Annotated in this window: 17 protein-coding genes; 11 read left to right on the forward strand and 6 right to left on the reverse strand. The window is 63.2% G+C overall.

What is annotated here, in order from left to right; translation table 11 throughout:
* Positions 1–33: 33 nt before the first annotated feature.
* Both IEV82_RS01895 and IEV82_RS01900 read right to left on the reverse strand, forming a co-directional pair.
* Positions 34–405, reverse strand: coding sequence for a histidine triad nucleotide-binding protein (locus IEV82_RS01895; RefSeq protein WP_188480252.1), 372 nt, complete (start codon positions 403–405; stop codon positions 34–36).
* A gap of 11 nt (positions 406–416) precedes the next feature.
* Positions 417–1,994, reverse strand: a complete 1,578-nt coding sequence (locus tag IEV82_RS01900) for a DUF5928 domain-containing protein (RefSeq protein WP_188480253.1) — start codon at positions 1,992–1,994, stop codon at positions 417–419.
* Positions 1,995–2,134: 140 nt separating this feature from the next.
* Here IEV82_RS01900 and IEV82_RS01905 point away from each other — a divergent pair, with 140 nt between their 5' ends.
* Both IEV82_RS01905 and IEV82_RS01910 read left to right on the forward strand, forming a co-directional pair.
* Positions 2,135–2,953: a sulfotransferase family protein gene (locus tag IEV82_RS01905; protein ID WP_188480254.1), complete on the forward strand. Its 819-nt coding sequence runs from the start codon at positions 2,135–2,137 to the stop codon at positions 2,951–2,953.
* Between the two features lie 115 nt (positions 2,954–3,068).
* Positions 3,069–3,875 carry a phosphate ABC transporter ATP-binding protein gene (locus tag IEV82_RS01910; protein ID WP_188480255.1) on the forward strand — a complete coding sequence of 269 codons (807 nt, stop codon included), beginning with the start codon at positions 3,069–3,071 and terminating at the stop codon, positions 3,873–3,875.
* 27 nt (positions 3,876–3,902) lie between these two features.
* Here IEV82_RS01910 and IEV82_RS01915 read toward each other — a convergent pair whose 3' ends face one another.
* On the reverse strand, positions 3,903–4,493 hold the full coding sequence (locus IEV82_RS01915; RefSeq protein ID WP_188480256.1) for a DUF1285 domain-containing protein: 591 nt from the start codon (positions 4,491–4,493) through the stop codon (positions 3,903–3,905).
* Positions 4,494–4,563: 70 nt separating this feature from the next.
* Here IEV82_RS01915 and IEV82_RS01920 point away from each other — a divergent pair, with 70 nt between their 5' ends.
* The 4 genes from IEV82_RS01920 to IEV82_RS01935 are packed head-to-tail and all read left to right on the forward strand — an operon-like array spanning position 4,564 to position 11,253.
* Entirely contained in the window at positions 4,564–5,571 is a 1,008-nt protein-coding gene (locus IEV82_RS01920) for an AAA family ATPase (RefSeq protein WP_188480257.1), read from the forward strand.
* Positions 5,568–6,443 carry a DUF58 domain-containing protein gene (locus tag IEV82_RS01925; protein ID WP_188480258.1) on the forward strand — a complete coding sequence of 292 codons (876 nt, stop codon included), beginning with the start codon at positions 5,568–5,570 and terminating at the stop codon, positions 6,441–6,443. Before IEV82_RS01920 ends, IEV82_RS01925 begins: the two co-directional genes overlap by 4 nt.
* Positions 6,440–9,211, forward strand: a complete 2,772-nt coding sequence (locus tag IEV82_RS01930) for a DUF4159 domain-containing protein (RefSeq protein ID WP_188480259.1) — start codon at positions 6,440–6,442, stop codon at positions 9,209–9,211. Before IEV82_RS01925 ends, IEV82_RS01930 begins: the two co-directional genes overlap by 4 nt.
* Entirely contained in the window at positions 9,211–11,253 is a 2,043-nt protein-coding gene (locus tag IEV82_RS01935; RefSeq protein ID WP_188480260.1) for a hypothetical protein, read from the forward strand. The genes IEV82_RS01930 and IEV82_RS01935 overlap by 1 nt, the downstream gene beginning before the upstream one ends.
* 159 nt (positions 11,254–11,412) lie before the next feature.
* On the opposite strand, the gene IEV82_RS01940 is transcribed toward IEV82_RS01935, so the two are convergent.
* Complete coding sequence (locus IEV82_RS01940; protein ID WP_188480261.1) at positions 11,413–12,093, reverse strand: DsbA family protein; 681 nt, start codon at positions 12,091–12,093, stop codon at positions 11,413–11,415.
* A gap of 32 nt (positions 12,094–12,125) precedes the next feature.
* Entirely contained in the window at positions 12,126–12,635 is a 510-nt protein-coding gene (locus IEV82_RS01945; RefSeq protein ID WP_188480262.1) for a DUF721 domain-containing protein, read from the reverse strand.
* A gap of 82 nt (positions 12,636–12,717) precedes the next feature.
* Here IEV82_RS01945 and mutY point away from each other — a divergent pair, with 82 nt between their 5' ends.
* Together mutY and IEV82_RS01955 are read left to right on the forward strand one after the other, a co-directional pair.
* Positions 12,718–13,773, forward strand: coding sequence for an A/G-specific adenine glycosylase (mutY, locus tag IEV82_RS01950; protein ID WP_188480263.1), 1,056 nt, complete (start codon positions 12,718–12,720; stop codon positions 13,771–13,773).
* Positions 13,774–13,848: 75 nt separating this feature from the next.
* Complete coding sequence (locus IEV82_RS01955) at positions 13,849–14,991, forward strand: alkane 1-monooxygenase (protein WP_188480264.1); 1,143 nt, start codon at positions 13,849–13,851, stop codon at positions 14,989–14,991.
* Between the two features lie 63 nt (positions 14,992–15,054).
* Here IEV82_RS01955 and IEV82_RS01960 read toward each other — a convergent pair whose 3' ends face one another.
* Positions 15,055–15,543, reverse strand: a complete 489-nt coding sequence (locus tag IEV82_RS01960) for a peroxiredoxin (protein ID WP_188480265.1) — start codon at positions 15,541–15,543, stop codon at positions 15,055–15,057.
* Positions 15,544–15,637: 94 nt separating this feature from the next.
* Here IEV82_RS01960 and IEV82_RS01965 point away from each other — a divergent pair, with 94 nt between their 5' ends.
* Genes IEV82_RS01965 through IEV82_RS01975 form a run of 3 tightly spaced genes read left to right on the forward strand, consistent with a single transcriptional unit; the run spans position 15,638 to position 17,616 of the window.
* Complete coding sequence (locus IEV82_RS01965; protein WP_188480266.1) at positions 15,638–16,861, forward strand: NAD(P)/FAD-dependent oxidoreductase; 1,224 nt, start codon at positions 15,638–15,640, stop codon at positions 16,859–16,861.
* Positions 16,858–17,430, forward strand: a complete 573-nt coding sequence (rsmD, locus tag IEV82_RS01970) for a 16S rRNA (guanine(966)-N(2))-methyltransferase RsmD (RefSeq protein WP_188480267.1) — start codon at positions 16,858–16,860, stop codon at positions 17,428–17,430. The genes IEV82_RS01965 and rsmD overlap by 4 nt, the downstream gene beginning before the upstream one ends.
* A 12-nt stretch (positions 17,431–17,442) precedes the next feature.
* The gene (locus IEV82_RS01975) at positions 17,443–17,616 is read left to right on the forward strand and encodes a hypothetical protein (protein WP_188480268.1); all 174 of its coding nucleotides are present in this window, start codon (positions 17,443–17,445) and stop codon (positions 17,614–17,616) included.
* Positions 17,617–17,659 lie beyond the last annotated feature (43 nt).

The following is a 17,659-nucleotide window of genomic DNA, read 5'->3' on the forward strand; positions in this document are numbered from 1 at the left end:
TTTCGAAAACGCAAAAGGCCCTTGAAATGGCGGTCACCGCGCAGGTTGCAGCATCCGTCCCAGACCGCGACCGCCCAGCACGTGGATGTGCAGATGCGGCACCTCCTGCACTCCGGCCTCACCGGCATTCGAGATGATCCGGTAGCCGCCGTCCTGCAGACCTTCCGTCTTGCAGACCTCTGCAATCGTCCGGTTGAAATCCACGATCTCGGCATCGCTGGCATCGCTCGCGAAATGATCGTAGCAGACGTAGGGCCCCTTGGGGATCACCAGCACATGCACAGGCGCCTGCGGTTGGATGTCCCTGAAGGCAAGCGTGTGGTCGGTTTCCAGAACGGTGCTATTGGGGATCTCGCCCCGCAGGATCTTGGCGAAGATGTTCTGGTCGTCATAGACATAAGCCATGCGGCGGTTCCTCAGTCTGCAAACAAATGGTCTGTGCGCGCAATCTCGCGCGCCTGTTCCGGCGCGATCGACAGGAAGCTGGCCAGCGCGGTTGCATTGACCTCGATGGAATCTTCCTCGCGGATGCGCAGGTGGTTTTCGAACTCGGCGTCGCGGATGCGGTCGCTTTCATGCACGATATCGTTGCGGATCGTCGGCAACAACCGCTCAAGCGTTTCCTGCGGCGTGCGTTCTCCCGCCAGCCCGACCCGCATCGCATGTCCGGTCAGGTATGCATCCGTGAAGGTGCAGTTGATCTCGAGCAGGCGGGTGGTCGCGCGGTCGCGGCAGAAATCCTCGAGCAGGTCAAGATTGCCGGGGTCCATGCAGACCACCATGCGATCCGAATCGAAATAATCGAACAGCATCCGCATCAGGGACCGGCGGTGCCTGTGCCGTTTGCCAAGGGTCGACTGGATGCCCCCCATGTCCGGCAGGTCGGTCTGTTCCTCGTTGAACAGGTATTCGATGCAGGGCACGTTGGTCTGCTGACGGATGCGCGACACCAGACGCTTGGCCACGTGCCATTTCTTGCACACGACGATCAGCAATTCGCGTTCGCGCCCCAGCGTGCTTTCGGTTTCCCAGAACCGCGGCGCGAACCGGCGACCGATGCGCCCCTTGCCGGTCAGGAACTTGTAGAGCGACCGCCCCTCGTTCGAGATCTGGAAATTCACGCCCTTCGCCGAATAAAGCGACCCGAGCCGTTCCTTGAGTTGCAGCGCCTCGGGGCTGATCTTGCGGGCAAAGAGAAAATCCTGGCTGAGCAGCAGGTCGAAGTGATCGTTGTAGAACGTCACCGGCATCCCGTAATCCGAGAACATCAGGAAGGTCAGCGTGCGGCACTCGATCTCGTGTTCCGAAACGAGGTGGCGCACCAGCGTCTGAAAGAACGTCTCGTCGGGAATCCACGTGGTGCTGAAGAACCGCTTCACATCAGGGCGCTGCCTGATGAAATCAAGGATCGCCTCGATCGTGCGCCGCCGCAGGCACCACCACTGGCTGCCGATCTGGATTTCCAGATCCTCGGGGATCTTGCGGGTCAGCCCCAGCTTTCGCTGCAGGTTGAAGCTCTGGTAAAAGATCGTCTTTTGCGTCCGCTCGTTAAAATAGTGGCGGTAGATCAGCCGCTCTTCCTTCATCCCGGTCTTGATCCAGTCCGAGGCAAAGAAATCGAAGCTTTCGATGAAATCGGCGTCCACCCTGTCAAGGTAGGCATGCGCGTATTCAGCCGTCTTGATCGCCTGGCAATCGCCTGAAAGCATGTAGAAATGCGTGGCCCGCGGAAATGCCGCAACCGCCGCTTCCACCGCGTAGAGCGTGGCCTGCACCAGCGACCACTCGCCCCAGCCGCATTTGATTCTGCGTTTCGCGAAGGTCACGTTCGGATTGTCGGACAGGGCGGTGTGGATCGCCGTGAAAGCCGCCGCATCTGCACGCGCGTCGAAGTGGATCGAAATGAAATCTCCGACCGCCGTCAGGCTCAGCGCCTGTCGGATGATCGCGTCCGGGTCCTTGTGACACAGGAGTATGAAGGCAATATTCGCCATTCAGGTCTTCATTTGCCCAACTTTTACCTCGTTCTTGTAGTGATAAGCGCGTTCAGAGATTGAATAAACCGACTTTCTTTGATTTTTTGTTTACGTTACCGGACGACAAGAGCCCGGAACGCGGCTGGAGGCGGCAGAACATGGGATTTCCCGGAACGTGGATGACCGAGAGCGAGAGCATGGTCTATCGCGTGGTCCCCAAATGCGCATGCTCGACCATCGGTCAGATCATGTTCTATTCCGACCATGGCGAATTCTTCGACGGCGACATCCATGATGCGCAATCCGGCCTGCACAAATGGGCGCTGGATCAGTCGAAAGATCCGATCACCAAGCGCATTCAGGCGCAGGACACCTATGCCTTCACCTGCGTGCGCAACCCCTATACCCGCATCCTGAGCTCGTTCTTCGACAAGATCTGCGGCATCCAGCGCAACGGCAAACGCTACCGGGGCAACCTTGTCCCGCTGTTGATCCAGAAATACGGGATCGAGGTCGGTGGCGAGGATGGCAAGCAGGAGTTCGATCAGGTCAAAAGCTTCCGGAGATTCCTTCTCTTTGCCCGCGACACCATCCGCTGGCGGCGTCCGATGGACCCGGACATTCACTGGTCGGCCATGTCGGGTCATATCAGCACCTTCATCGTGAATGGCGGCCGGTACGACAACATCTTCTGGACCGAGACGTTCAACGACGGCATGGCCAATGTGCTCAGGCATGTCGAGACGAAGCAGACGATCGACCTCGCGACGATTCCGCGCTTCAACGAAAGCGAAGGGCACGGCCCGAAACGGGCGCATCCGGTCGAGGAGTATTTCGACGATCTGTCGATGCATCTGATCTACGAAATCTACAAAAAGGATTTCGAGCTGTTCAAATACGATTTCGAAAACCCGGGCAACAAGATGCCCATCGGCGAGATCGACCTCGACGAGGTGCACGCCAAGCTGGGGGACTGACCCCACCGGGCTTTTGTGAAACTTTCATGAAGTTTTTTCGGACTTGATCTGACCCCGACCGGCGATAACAGGTTTGGCGTAGACTCGCCCCGAAGACATCATCGGGACCAGAGCCATGCGTGACCAGACCCAGACAATCCACCACCCTGCCCAGCGCAACAGCCCGCCGATCATCGAGGTTGACCGGGTCAATCTCTGGTACGGTGACACCCATGCCTTGAAAGACGTGTCGTTCGACCTGCATCCACAGGAAATACTCGCCTTCATCGGGCCATCGGGATGCGGGAAATCCACCGCGCTGAAATGCCTGAACCGCATGCATGACGACACCCGAGGGGTGCGGATCACCGGTACGATCCGGATGGATGGTGCCGACATTCAAGGCGCTGACATCGATCCCCCGTTGCATCGGCGCAAGTTCGGCTGGGTGGCGCAAAAGCCGAACCCTTTTCCGACAACGGTGTTCGAGAATGTCGCCTATGCCGCGCGGCTTCACGGATTGACCGCCAGCAAGGCCGATCTGGCCGCCCATGTCGAAGACTGCCTTCGGCGCGCCATGCTCTGGGACGAGGTCAAGGACGATCTGCACGGTATCGCAGGAACCGACCTGTCCGGCGGGCAACAGCAACGCCTCTGCATTGCACGGGCGCTTGGCACAAAGCCGGATGTCCTGCTGATGGACGAACCCACCGGTTCGATCGACCCCATCGCAACGGCCCGGATCGAAGAGCTTCTGTTGACGCTCCGGCAGGACCATTCGGTGGTCATCGTGACACATTCGATGATGCAGGCCCGCCGCATCGCGGACCGGGTGGCCTATTTCCACCTTGGCGCGCTGGTCGAGATCGGGCCGACCGAGCTGATGTTCGAATCGCCGCGGGATCGGCGCGTCGCCGATTTCATTGCGGGAAAGTTCGGCTGACCTCTCGCACTGCCAAGACAAGCCGCTTCAGTCCGGCAGGTCCTCGGACGGAATGATCGGAAAGAACGCGCCGCTGGACCAGACGCCGAACCAGCTTTGCCCGTCCACATCGTGATGCGTGCCGCATTCGACCAGTCGGTAGAAACTCTTGCGGTCGATCAGCGCCTCGAGATTGGCGCGGATCAGCACATAGGGCGACGGCTCACCGGTTTCGGCGTCCCGCTCCACCCGGATCGGATGATCGGCACCAGCGACCGCGGTGTCTCCGACATGGGTGGTAAAGGTCAGGAGCTGCGCGTCGCCCTCGCCGGTCACCTCGAAATCGGTGGCCACAAACGGCGCGTCATCGACGGTGATTCCCACCTTCTCCACAGGCGTCACAAGGAAGTACTTGTCACCATCCTTGCGCAGGATAGAGGAAAAGAGCTTGACCAGCGGCGCTCTGCCGATTGGCGTGCCTAGGTAGAACCACGTCCCGTCGCGGGCGATCCGCATGTCCAGATCTCCACAGAAGGGCGGATTCCACAGGTGGACAGGCGGCAGTCCCTTGCTCTTGGTGCCACGGATAGAGGCAGCGATGCCTTCGGCGGATGGAATAACACGATCTTGTGCGCTCATTGCTTTTGCCATTTCCCCCTCGCGCGTTACACTTTGATGTAACAGATGTAATGCGCAAGGGAGACACGTCATGGCCGCAGGCGAAGATTTGGTCGCAGAGATCGAAGCGCTGGAAGAAAAGCTGGCGCAGGCCAAGACCGCGATCACCCGCCGCTTCATCGGTCAGGAACGCGTGGTCGAACTCACACTGGCTGCGCTGTTGTGCGGCGGGCACGGCCTGCTGATCGGTCTTCCCGGCCTTGGCAAGACACGGCTTGTCGAAACCGTATCGACGGTGATGGGCCTCAATGGCAACCGCGTGCAGTTTACCCCCGACCTGATGCCCGCCGATATCCTCGGCTCCGAAGTTCTGGAAACCGGCGCTGATGGCAGCCGGGCGTTCAAGTTCATCCAGGGCCCGATCTTCTGCCAGCTTCTGATGGCGGACGAGATCAACCGCGCCAGCCCGCGGACACAGTCGGCGCTGTTGCAGGCGATGCAGGAAAAGGCGGTCACCGTTGCAGGCGAGACCCGCAAGCTCGACGCGCCATTCCACGTTCTGGCAACCCAGAACCCCATCGAACAGGAAGGCACCTATCCCCTGCCCGAAGCACAGCTTGACCGCTTCCTCGTTCAGATCGACGTGCAGTATCCCGACCGCAAGACGGAAAAGGAAATCCTGCTGGCCACGACCGGTGCCGAAGAGACCGACGCCTACGGGGTCTTCACCGCCGCCGAACTGATCGCCGCGCAAAGGCTGCTGCGCCGGATGCCTGTCGGTGATGCCGTGGTCGAGATGATCCTCGACCTCGTGCGCGCCTTCCGTCCGCACGACCCCATGTCCAGCGACCGGGTCAAGGACACGGTGTCCTGGGGCCCCGGTCCACGCGCGGCGCAGGCGTTGATGCTGACAGTCCGGGCGCGGGCGCTGCTCCAAGGGCGTCTGGCCCCCTCACCCGAGGACGTGATCAACATGGCACGGCCCGTGCTGACCCACCGGATGGCGCTGACCTTCTCGGCGCGGGCGCGCGGCGAAGACCTCGGTGCCCTGATCGACGACGTGGCCCACCGCCTGGTGGCGACCGAGGAGGCTGCGTGACACCTGTCACGACCCTGAGACAACGCTCCGAAGAGGAAGCCGCAAAACTCCCCGCGCTGCTGGCGCGGGCCGAGCATCTTGCCGGCACTGTCCTGCTGGGTGAACACGGACGGCGGCGCGCCGGGCTGGGCGACGATTTCTGGCAATACCGCCCGATGCAGCAAGGCGATGCGCTGCGCGATATCGACTGGCGGCGGTCGGCGCGCAGCGATGCGCAATTCGTGCGCGAGCGCGAATGGCAGATTGCCCAAAGCGTGATCCTCTGGGTCGATCAGGCCGCCTCCATGCGCTTTGCGTCGGATGCCAATCTCGACACCAAGGCCAACCGCGCACGGACCCTGGCGCTTGCCAGTGCAATCCTTCTGGTGCGCGGTGGCGAACGTGTCGGTCTGACCGGCTTCGACCTGCCGCCGCGACGCGGGCAGGCTCAGATCACCCGCCTTGCCCATATGCTGTCGGTTGATCAGGGCGACGACTACGCGGAACCCGAAGCACGCGGCATGATCCCGCAATCGCGGGCGATCTTCTTTTCCGATTTCCTGGGTGATCCCGCCCCGGTCGAGGCGGCACTGACCAAGGCGGCGGATCGCGGCGTGCGCGGCGCGCTGGTGCAGATCCTCGACCCGACCGAGGAAAGCTTCCCGTTCAACGGACGCACGATCTTCCAGAGCATCGGCGGCGGGATCGTACACGAAACCCTCAAGGCGGGTGATTTGCGGACACGCTACCTCGACCGTCTGGCGGAGCGCAAAGACCGGCTCGAGCGTTTCTCGCGCCTGACCGGTTGGCAATATCTCTGCCACCACACGAACGAGAGCGCGCAATCGGCGCTCCTCTGGATTTACCGGGCTATGGATGGAACCCACGGATGACGCTATTTGGTATCGGCTTCGCGACACCCTGGCTTCTGCTGACGCTTCTGGCGCTGCCGATCCTCTGGCTGATCCTGCGCGCCGTGCCGCCTGCCCCGATCCGCCGGATGTTTCCGGGCGTCGTGTTGCTGCTGGGTCTCAAGGACGACGATCAGGTCAGCGACCGCACCCCGTGGTGGCTGCTGTTGCTGCGGATGCTGGCGGTGGCCGCCCTGATCATCGGGCTGGCCGGGCCGATCCTGAACCCGCAAACCGACGAGATCGCCGCGAATGACGGGCCGCTTTTGGTGGTGATGGACGGCTCATGGGCCAGTGCCGCAAGCTGGCGCGCCCGGACGCAAGCGCTGGACGGTCTGCTGGCAAAGGCCGCCCGCGACGACCGTCGCGTCGCGCTCCTGAAACTGACTGCACCGGAACCGACCAGCTTTCAGACCGCCGACGACCTGCGCGCGCGGCTGGTCGGCCTGAGCCCTGACCCGTGGGCACCCGGCGATGCGCTGATCGACCGCGCACTGACCCTGCTGCCCGACGGCGATTTCGACACCTACTGGATGTCCGACGGGCTTGACCGGGACAACCGCACGACCCTGCTGGCAACCCTCGAGGATCGCGGCACGGTGACGGTGTTCGAAGCAGGGCAAACCATTCTGGGTCTTGCGCCTGCACGGTTCGAAGACGGCAACATCGTGCTGACCGCCCTGCGCGCCCAGACCGGCAGCGACCGCGAGGTCACAATCTTGGCCCAAGGCCGCGACCCCGCAGGCAACCCCGCCGTTCTGGCCCGTGCGACTGCCACGTTCGACGCCGACGCGGCAACGGCCGAAACCGCGCTGGCCCTGCCATCCGAACTGCGCGCACGGATCACCCGGTTCGAGATCGAAGGCAACCGCAGCGCCGGGGCCACCACCCTGCCCGACGACAGCCTGCGCCGCCGCGAGATCGCACTTGTGGCCGGGCGGGAAGACCGCGAAGGACTGCAATTGCTGTCGCCGCTGCATTACCTGCAAAAGGCGCTTGAACCCAACGCCGACCTTCTCGATGGCGCGCTGATGGACATGATCCCGGCCAATCCGGACGTGATCGCACTGGCCGATGTGGCCACGCTCGGCTCGGCCGAAGAAGAGGCGCTGCTCGACTGGCTGGATCGGGGTGGGATCCTCTTGCGCTTTGCCGGTCCGCGTCTCGCCGCCAGCGACATCAGCCGCGACAGCGAAGACCCCCTGATGCCCGTCCGTCTGCGCGCCGGGGGCCGCAGCGTCGGCGGCGCCATGAGCTGGGGAGAGCCGAAATCGCTGGCCGAGTTCAGCGAGGACAGCCCATTCTTCGGCCTGCCCATCCCCGCAGATGTCACCGTGACCGCGCAAGTCATGGCGCAACCCGACCCGGCATTGGCCGACAGGGTCATCGCGCAACTCACCGATGGCACGCCGCTGGTGACCCGCAAGGCCGTAGGTCAGGGACAGATCATCCTCGTCCACGTCACAGCCAATGCCGAATGGTCCTCCCTGCCGCTCTCTGGCCTCTTCGTGCAGATGCTCGAACGGCTCGCCATCGCATCCGGAAACGGCACCCAACCCAGCGCCGAAGACCTTGCCGGTACGATCTGGCAACCGAACCTCGTGCTCGACGCGTTCGGGTCGCTGAACGACGGCAACACGCTGGCCGGTGTCACCGGTGAAGCCCTTGTCGATGCGCCGCTTGGTCCCGACCTGCGCCCCGGTCTCTACCAGAGCCAGGACCGGGCGCTGGCCCGCAACGTGCTGAACGCGGACGCCACTCTGACGCCCGCCAATTGGCCGTCGAACATCACCGTCGAAGGCCTCACCCAGTCCGAGGAAACACCGCTTGCCGGATGGCTGCTGGCGCTGACCATCGCGCTCTTGCTGGCCGATATCGTGGCATCCCTGCTGCTGTCGGGTCGCCTGTCGGGGTCGCGCGCCACAACTGCGGCTGGCTTTATGCTGGCGGTGCTGCTGATGCCCGTCACCCCGGCACAGGCGCAATCCACCGAGGATGCGTTTGCACTCGCCGCCACGTCAGAGGTGACCTTCGCGCATGTCGTCACCGGGGACGCGGCACTTGACCGGACAGCCTTGGCTGGCCTGCAAGGCTTGACGGAAACGCTCTTCTTCCGCACCTCGGTCGAACCGGCAGATCCCGTCGCGGTGAACCTCGAGACCGACGAGCTGGCCTTCTTTCCGTTCCTCTACTGGCCGATCACGCCGGATCAGCCAACCCCCTCAGCCGAGGCCTATGCCAAGCTGAACACCTATCTGCGGTCGGGCGGCATGATCCTTTTCGACACCCGCGATGCCGACATCGCCCGGTTCGGCACCGGCAGCCCGAATGGCCGCAAGCTGCAACAACTGGCGGCCCCTCTCGACATTCCGCCGCTGGAACCGCTGCCCGAGGATCACGTGCTGACCCGCACCTTCTACCTGCTTCAGGATTTCCCCGGACGCCACAACAGCCGGGATGTCTGGGTCGAGGCGTCGCCTCCCGATGCCGAACTGGTCGAAGGCATGCCGTTCCGCAACCTCAACGACAACGTCACCCCGGTGATCATCGGCGGCAATGACTGGGCCGCAGCCTGGGCGATGGACGAACGCGGCAACCCGCTGTTTCCCGTCGGGCGCGGCTATTCCGGCGAACGCCAGCGCGAGATTGCCTATCGGTTCGGGGTGAACCTCGTCATGCACGTGCTGACGGGCAACTACAAATCCGATCAGGTTCACGTGCCTGCACTTCTTGACAGATTGGGCAATTGATGACCGGCAGCATCGTTTTCGATCCGCTCCTTCCCTGGGTGATCATCGCCGTCTTGGCGGTTCTCGCCGCGTCCGGCGTGGGCCTTGCGCTGTGGCGCGGCTTGCAGGGCTGGGCGCTGCGGGCGCTGGCCGCATTGGTCTTGCTCGCGGCGCTCGCACAGCCCTCCTACCAGGTCGAAGACCGCGCGCCGCTGTCGAACATCGTGCTGATCGTCGAAGACAAAAGCGCCAGCCAGTCGCTGGGCGATCGCCTGACCGACACCACCGGTGCGGCCGATGCGCTGGCCACCCAACTGGCCACCCGTGACAACACCGAGATCCGCCGGATCGACGTCGGTGATGGCGAAGGCGACACCGGAACGCTGCTCATGTCCGCCGTGTCCGATGCGCTGGCCGAAGAACCGCGCGGTCGGATCGCGGGCATCTTCCTGCTCAGCGACGGGCGCGTGCATGACCTGGAACGCACCCCCGACCTGCCTGCGCCCCTGCATCTGCTGCTGACAGGCAAGGAAACGGACTGGGACCGCCGCCTGATCGTCAAGAATGCGCCGGCCTTCGCCATTCTCGACGAACCCGTCACCTTGACGTTGCGGGTCGAAGACGATGGCGCGGCGCCCGAGGCCACCTCGACGGTGATCGACATTTCCGTGGACGGGGGTGAACCGCAGCGCTTTGACATGCCCATCGGGCGCGACATCGAACTGCCGATCACCCTGCCCCATGGCGGGCTGAACGTGATCCAGTTCACCGTTCCGACCGCCGATGACGAACTGACCGACCGCAACAACACCGCCCTCGTGCAGATCAACGGTGTGCGCGACCGGTTGCGCGTGTTGCTGGTCAGCGGCGAGCCGCATGCAGGCGGGCGCACATGGCGCAACCTGCTCAAATCCGACAGCTCGGTCGACCTTGTGCATTTCACCATCCTGCGGCCACCCGAAAAACAGGACGGCGTGCCGGTCACCGAATTGTCGCTGATCGCCTTCCCGACCCGCGAACTGTTTCTCGAAAAGATCGAGGATTTCGACCTCATCATCTTTGACCGCTACAAGCGCCGGGGCATCCTGCCCGCGATCTATCTCGACAACGTGCGCAACTATGTCGAAGAAGGTGGCGCGGTTCTGGTCGCCGCAGGTCCCGATTTCGCCAGCGCCGACAGCATCTACCGCTCACCGCTTGCCGATATCATCCCGGCCGAGCCGACCGCACGTGTGATCGAACGCGGGTACCGTCCCGGCATCACCGATCTGGGCCAGCGCCACCCGGTCACCTCGGGCCTTGCCGGGGCCGACACCTGGGGCCGCTGGATGCGCCAGATCGAGGTCGATCCCGTTGCCGGCGATGTCGTCATGAGCGGCATCGACGACAAGCCCCTGCTGGTACTCGACCGCGTCGGAGAAGGCCGTGTCGCACTGCTTGCCTCCGATCATGCCTGGCTCTGGTCGCGCGGCTTCGAAGGCGGCGGGCCGCAGCTCGACCTGCTGCGCCGTCTTGCGCATTGGATGATGAAGGAACCCGAGCTTGAGGAAGAAGCGCTCTGGGCCGAACCCACCGGCCAGACCATGCGCATCATCCGACGTACGCTTGACGAGACCGTAGGTACGGTCACCATCACCCGCCCCGATGGCACCGAGGAAGAGATCACTCTCGAAGAGGTGACACCCGGCCGGTTCGAGGCGCTCTATACCGGTCCCGAGATCGGTCTCTACCGTCTGGCCGAGGGTGATCAGGAGGCGGTTGTCGGCCTTGGCCCCTCAGCGCCGCGCGAGTTCGAACAGACCATCGCCAGCGGTGATCTGCTCGAACCGGTCGTTGAGGGCACACGCGGTGGTGTGCGTCGTCTGGAAGACGGCGTGCCGAGCATCCGCGCGGTCGGCGAAGGCCGCCCTGCCGCCGGTCGCGGCTGGCTTGGCATCACCCCCCGCGAGGCGTTCGAGACACTGGACGTGACCCAGACCCCCATGCTGCCGGGCTGGCTGGTTCTGCTTCTCGCCTCCGGTCTTATCCTTGGTGCATGGCTGCGCGAGGGGCGCCGGAGTTAAGACATTGTTAACAAAAGGTTAAAGGGTCCGAACCGGTCCCATTGTTTCGCGCGCGAAACATTCGGGCCGAAATGGACCTTTCGCTGCAAGCCATCAGGACAACAAGAAAGGCCGGTTCCAACGAACCGGCCTTCTGACATTCTACAAGGCGCTAAGTGCTTAGCTCCCCAGCTTCTCGTCGATGATTTCCTCGAATTCGCCGTAGCTCATGTTCGAATAGGTGGTGCCGTCGATGACGAAAGAGGGCGTCGAGTTGATGCCATGCTCTTCGGCATTGGCCTGATACCATTCGATCAATCCGCGCGCCTTTTCGCCATTGCTCAGGCACGCCTCAAGCTGATCGTTCTCAAGCCCGGCAATCCGACCGATCTTGCGCAGCTCATCTGCGATGGCCGCCTCCGATCCGGCACGGGACCACTCGCTTTGGGTATCATAGATCATCTCGGTGATGCCGAAGAACCGATCTTCACCGCCACAACGCGCCACCAGAGATCCCCAAAGACCGTAGCGATCGAAATACACCTCGCGGTAAGTGAACTTGACCTTGCCGGTGTCGATGTAATCCGCCTTCAGGTTCTTGAACGCGCCCTGATGGAATGTCGCGCAATGCGGGCAGGTGTAGGAGGCGTATTCGATGATCTCGACCGGCGCATCCTCGGCCCCCAGCACCATTTCCTGAATGGTCACATCTGCCGCCGCGCTTTCCTGCGCGTTGGCCGCCCCTGGCAGCGTGATGGCCTGCCCGTTGATCGTGGGTGCCTTGGGTGTCCCGGCGACCCACCATCCCGCGCCCGCCACGAGGGCCGTTGCCAGTGCAATCGTCATCATCCGTTGTTTCATTGCGAAACCCTTTGTTCTGTTTGCCTTAGGACTTAGGTCCGATCTTGCGTTTTTGAATAGACGTTTGTCGCCAGACGTTCCAGCGCTGCGCGCAACCCGTCATCCTGAACACCCCCGGCCACCTGTTGCGCCTCGGGCAGGATCGCCGCTGGCGTGTCATCCCGCACTTGGCGGCGATGGTCGAAACTCACCTGACCTTCGGAGAACCCGGTCGCGGCGGTCTGCGTGATCCTGACCTTGGAGATGGCATTGTAGCCGTAAACCGCGTTCACCTTCTCGCGCAGCTTTTCCTTCTGCATCTCGAGGATCGGCGCATTGGCCCCTGTCGTCAAAAGCGTCAGCGTCGCCCCGAACCCGCCACGCCCATAATGCACCTCGACAGGGCGGCTGATCGCGGCAATGTCGTCGCCCGCGATTTCCGTCCAATGCGTCAGAAGCCGCGATTGCGCAAAGCCACGGGATTCCGAGGTCTTGCGGATCTGCGTCTGCAAGAGGCTCGCCGTGCGTTTGAAGCCGTATGTCTGACCGTTGCGCGGTGCCATGTTTGACTCCTTTGTCCGAACGCTATTCTAGTGGCCTGACGCCGTTGCAACCACCCCACAAATGAGAGCCAAAATCAAAGGTATGTCAGACCTGCGTGATCCGCCCGATCCCCAACTTCTTCTGGAGTGGTACGATAGACATGCCCGCACAATGCCGTGGCGTGTCGGCCCTGCTGCCCGCGCCCAAGGCATACGCCCGGACCCCTACCGCGTCTGGATGTCCGAGATCATGCTGCAACAGACCACCGTGGCCGCCGTCAAAAGCTATTTCGAGGCGTTCACGGCCCGTTGGCCCACGGTCAGCGATCTGGCATTGGCCGAGGATGCAGATGTCATGGCCGCATGGGCGGGCCTTGGATATTATGCCCGCGCCCGCAACCTGCTGAAATGCGCGCGTGCTGTGCACTCGGAGCATGGCGGCGTCTTTCCAGACAGCTATGAAAGGCTTATCGCGTTGCCGGGCATCGGCCCCTATACCGCAGCCGCCATCGCCTCGATCGCCTTCGACCTGCCGGAAACGGTGCTGGACGGGAATGTCGAACGGGTGATGGCGCGGGTGTATGACGACCACACGCCGCTGCCCGCTGCGAAACCTGTCTTCATGGCCTACGCCTCGGCCTTGACGCCCCGTGAACGGCCCGGCTGCTACGCGCAGGCGGTGATGGACCTTGGCGCCACCATCTGCACCCCGCGCAACCCGGCCTGTGGCTTGTGCCCGTGGCGCAAATCCTGCGCCGCGTGGGAGGCGGGAACCGCAAAGGACCTGCCCAGGAAGACGCCGAAGAAACGCAAGCCCACGCGGCTCGGCATCGCCTATCTTGCCCGCCGGGTCGATGGCGCATGGCTGCTCGAACAGCGCCCCGACAGCGGGCTTCTGGGCGGTATGCTCGGCTGGCCCGGCAGCGAGTGGAATGACGCCCCGACCGAAGACCCGCCGATCCGTGCGGAATGGCGCACCCTGCCCGCCGAGGCGCGCCACACCTTCACGCATTTCCACCTGAAGCTTACCGTCAAGACCGCGCTTGTCCCGATGGACCGCACGCCGACACGGGGCATGTTCGTCGAGGCCGAAACCTTCGACCCAGACAACCTGCCCACGGTGATGCGCAAGGCGCATGCGTTGACGAAATCGAAATGACGCCACGTTACGTCAGTATTGGTGAAATGGCTTTCTGCCGTTAAGTCCTTGTTCACGTCCAACCCGAGCAGGCCCATGTCCGACAGCATCTTGCACGCCTCTGCATCCCGTCTGCCCTTCCGGGCAGCGATGCCGTTCTGGCTGTCGCTGGTGATGATCCCGCTGGTCCTGTCCGCCGCGTTTATCGGTGGGGTCTGGGTCGTGGTGCCGATCCTCGCCGCATGGGGCGTGTTCGCCACGCTGGACGCGGCACTTGGGCTCGACACCAGCAATCTCGATCCGCAGACCAAGGACAGCGCGCTTTACTGGCACCGCATGATCACGCTGATCTGGCCGCCGCTGCAATGTGCGATGATCTTCGGCCTGATCTGGTACATCCCGCGCACCGACCATCTTGGCCCGTTGGAGATCTACCTTGTGACGGTCGGCATGGGCGTTCTGTCGGGCAGCGTCGGCATCGTCTACGCACATGAGTTGATGCACCAGCGCAACAGGTTGGAGCGCTGGCTGGGCGACATCCTGATGTGCATGGCGCTTTACGGGCATTTCCGGTCCGAGCATCTGCTGGTGCATCACCGCCACGTCGGCACCCCCCGCGATCCGGTCACCGCGCGCTTCAACGAAAGCTTCTGGCGGTTCTATCCACGCGTGCTGCGGCAAAGCCTCGTGTCATCGTTTCGCGCCGAACGCGACATGCTGGCCCGCAAGTCCCTGCCATGGTGGCATGCCAGCAATCCGTTCTGGCGCTACTGGGGACTGCAGGCGCTTTTCGTCGTGGCTGCCTTTGCACTGGGCGGTTGGCTGGGGGTTCTGATCTTCGTGCTTCAGGCCACAGCCGCGATATTCCAGCTTGAGGTCGTGAACTACGTCGAACATTACGGGCTGACGCGGAAATATCTTGGCGACGGCAAATACGAACACGTCAAACCGCGCCACAGCTGGAACGCCTCACACACGGCGTCGAACTGGTTTCTGATCAACCTGCAACGCCATTCGGACCACCACTACAAGCCCGACCGCCGCTTTCCTCTGCTGCAGACTTACGACGAGGACGAGGCGCCGCAATTGCCCTATGGCTACCCGGTGATGACGTTCTTCGCGCTGTTCCCGCGCAGATGGCGTGCGATGATGAACCCGAGGGTCAGCGCCTGGCGCGCGCAACACTACCCCGAGATCGACGATTGGTCCGCATACAACAAGGCCCGGCACGGGATTTGATCCGTCACCGGGCCTGAACTCTTCGAAGAGTTCACGGCAATCCTTCGAAGGATTGCCCCGCGCTCAAAGCCCCTTGAGCAGCGATTCACCGCCCGAGACTTCGCACACGCCCGGGCTTTCCTCGACATGCAGCGTGGTGACGGTGCCGTCGTCCACGATCATCGCATAGCGCTTGGACCGTGCGATCAGGCCAGCGGGAGGCGCGTCGAAATCGAGGCCGATCGCCTTGGTGAACGTGCTTTCCGCGTCGCCCAGCATGGTGATGCCCGCCTCGGTCGCGCCGGTGCTTTCGCCCCACGCCTTGAGCACGAAGGGATCGTTGACCGACACGCAGATGATCTCGTCCACGCCCTTGGCCATGAACTGATCCTTGGTGCGGATGAAGCTGGGCACATGCGCCGCGTGGCAGGTCGGGGTGAACGCGCCGGGCACGGCAAAGATTACCAGCTTCTTGCCCTTGGCGTGGTCTGCCAGCGAAACGGCCTCGGGGCCGTCGGCGCCCATTTTCACAAGTGTTGCTGCAGGAAGCGTGTCACCCGGTGCGATTGTCATGGTCTGTCCCTCGTTGATGAATTGCATCTGTTATGGGCTGGCATATAGGGTCCCGTGTAACGAGACCAATGCCATTGTGCAAAAAGGTTCAACGATGCGTCATGTAATAGTCGTCGGGGCCGGACAGGCCGGGGCCTCCTGTGTTGCGCGGCTGCGGGCCAAGGGCTTTGACGGGCAGATCACCCTGATCGGGGAAGAACCGTTCCCCCCCTACCAGCGCCCGCCCCTGTCCAAGGCCTACCTGCTGGGCGAAATGGAACGCGACCGGCTTTATCTGCGGCCCGAGAGTTTCTATGCGGAACAGGGCATCACCCTGAAGCTGGGTGCGCCCGTGACCGCGATTGATCCTGTGGCGCAGACGCTGACGGTGGGGGGCGAGGTGCTGCGGTACGACGATCTGGTGCTGACGACCGGGTCGACTCCGCGCCGCCTGCCTGCCGCGATCGGGGGTGATCTGGACGGTGTGATGGTGGTGCGCGGGTTGCACGATGTCGATGCAATGGCCGCACGCTTTGCCAAGGGTGCACACGTGCTGATCGTGGGCGGTGGCTATATCGGGCTTGAGGCGGCGGCTGTTGCGGCCAAGCTGGGCCTGAAAGTGACCCTGGTGGAAATGGCCGACCGCATCCTGCAACGGGTCGCCGCCCCCGAAACCTCGGCCTATTTCCGCGCGGTGCATCGGGACCATGGCGTCGACCTGCGAGAGGGCGTGGGGCTGGATCACCTGACGGGCCACGAAGGCCGCGTGACCGGTGCGGTGCTCGGCGATGGCAGCAGGGTCGATGTGGATTTCGTGCTGGTCGGCGTCGGCATCATGCCGAACACGCAGCTTGCCGAGGCGGCGGGTGTGCGGATCGACAACGGGATCGCCACGGATGCGCTGGGGCGCACCTCTGATCCGCATATATGGGCAGCGGGCGATTGCGCGTCGTTCCCGTGGCAGGGCCAGCAGATGCGGCTGGAAAGCGTCGGCAATGCCATCGATCAGGCGGAATGCGTGGCGGACAACATCCTGGGCGAGAACCTGCCCTACGAGGCCAAGCCGTGGTTCTGGTCAGACCAGTATGACGTGAAACTGCAGATCGTCGGGCTGAACACAGGCTATGACAAAATTGTCACACGTCAGGGTGAGGGGGGAGTCGTGTCTTTCTGGTACTATGCCGGGGATCGGTTGCTGGCCATCGACGCGATGAACGATCCCCGCGCCTACATGGTGGGCAAGCGGTTGATCGAGGCGGGCAAGTCACCCGCGCCGGACGCGGTGCGCGACACGGGCACCGATCTCAAGGCGTTGCTCAAGGCGTTGCTCAAGGCGTGAGGATCATCGCCGGGATTCATCGCGGGCGCGCTCTGGCCAATGTTGGCAAGGGCGACCCCGGCGCGCATCTGCGGCCTACCACCGACCGCGTGCGCGAAAGCCTGTTCAACATGCTGGCCGGTGGGCGGTTCGGAGACCCGTTCGAGGAGGCGCATGTGCTCGACCTGTTTGCCGGCACCGGGGCCTTGGGGCTGGAGGCGCTGTCACGCGGTGCGGCGTCTGCGGTGTTCGTCGATGACGGGCGCAAGGCGCTGTCGCTGATCCGCGAGAACATCAAGATGTTGCGCTGCGAAACGGCGCGCGTGATCGCGCGCGATGCCACGCGATTGCCGCCCTGCGACGGAGACCGGGCCACGCTGGTCTTTCTTGATCCTCCCTATGGCAAAGGACTGGGCGCCAAGGCGTTGGCTGCGGCGGTTGCGGGCGCGTGGCTGGCCGATGGTGCACTGATCGTGTGGGAGGAAAACACGCCGCAACTGGCGCCCGAAGGGTTCACCCGACTGGAGGCGCGGCGCTATGGCGATACGCATGTGACGGTGCTGCAATTTGGGGAAATGTCCGAGTCGTGATAGGGTTCGATCATGGATATCTACAGCCCAACCCTGCACGAGTTGCGTGCGCTGGAGACACGGACGCAGGCAGACACCAAGTCGCCCCGGCGCGACGGGCCGGTTCTGATGACCGATTGCACCACGCCTCTGGCGGGTGAAACGCTGCTGTCGCTGCTCTGGAAACGCTGGGACCGCGAGGACTGACGGGACCGGAGGCGTTTTTGCGTCGACGCAAAAACGACGCGGC

The sequence above is a fragment of the Marivita lacus genome (genome assembly GCF_014637725.1).
In the GTDB taxonomy this organism is placed as follows: Bacteria; Pseudomonadota; Alphaproteobacteria; order Rhodobacterales; family Rhodobacteraceae; genus Marivita; species Marivita lacus.

Bases quoted from the DNA above. Each gene is read 5' to 3' on its own strand.
- IEV82_RS01965 (WP_188480266.1), top strand. From the start codon at position 15,638: ATGCGTCATGTAATAGTCGTCGGGGCCGGACAGGCCGGGGCCTCCTGT.
- IEV82_RS01910 (WP_188480255.1), top strand. From the start codon at position 3,069: ATGCGTGACCAGACCCAGACAATCCACCACCCTGCCCAGCGCAACAGC.
- mutY (WP_188480263.1), top strand. From the start codon at position 12,718: ATGTCAGACCTGCGTGATCCGCCCGATCCCCAACTTCTTCTGGAGTGG.
- IEV82_RS01975 (WP_188480268.1), top strand. From the start codon at position 17,443: ATGGATATCTACAGCCCAACCCTGCACGAGTTGCGTGCGCTGGAGACA.
- IEV82_RS01935 (WP_188480260.1), top strand. From the start codon at position 9,211: ATGACCGGCAGCATCGTTTTCGATCCGCTCCTTCCCTGGGTGATCATC.
- IEV82_RS01940 (WP_188480261.1), bottom strand. From the start codon at position 12,093: ATGAAACAACGGATGATGACGATTGCACTGGCAACGGCCCTCGTGGCG.
- IEV82_RS01930 (WP_188480259.1), top strand. From the start codon at position 6,440: ATGACGCTATTTGGTATCGGCTTCGCGACACCCTGGCTTCTGCTGACG.
- IEV82_RS01905 (WP_188480254.1), top strand. From the start codon at position 2,135: ATGGGATTTCCCGGAACGTGGATGACCGAGAGCGAGAGCATGGTCTAT.
- IEV82_RS01945 (WP_188480262.1), bottom strand. From the start codon at position 12,635: ATGGCACCGCGCAACGGTCAGACATACGGCTTCAAACGCACGGCGAGC.
- IEV82_RS01895 (WP_188480252.1), bottom strand. From the start codon at position 405: ATGGCTTATGTCTATGACGACCAGAACATCTTCGCCAAGATCCTGCGG.
- IEV82_RS01955 (WP_188480264.1), top strand. From the start codon at position 13,849: ATGTCCGACAGCATCTTGCACGCCTCTGCATCCCGTCTGCCCTTCCGG.
- IEV82_RS01900 (WP_188480253.1), bottom strand. From the start codon at position 1,994: ATGGCGAATATTGCCTTCATACTCCTGTGTCACAAGGACCCGGACGCG.
- IEV82_RS01915 (WP_188480256.1), bottom strand. From the start codon at position 4,493: ATGAGCGCACAAGATCGTGTTATTCCATCCGCCGAAGGCATCGCTGCC.
- IEV82_RS01960 (WP_188480265.1), bottom strand. From the start codon at position 15,543: ATGACAATCGCACCGGGTGACACGCTTCCTGCAGCAACACTTGTGAAA.
- IEV82_RS01920 (WP_188480257.1), top strand. From the start codon at position 4,564: ATGGCCGCAGGCGAAGATTTGGTCGCAGAGATCGAAGCGCTGGAAGAA.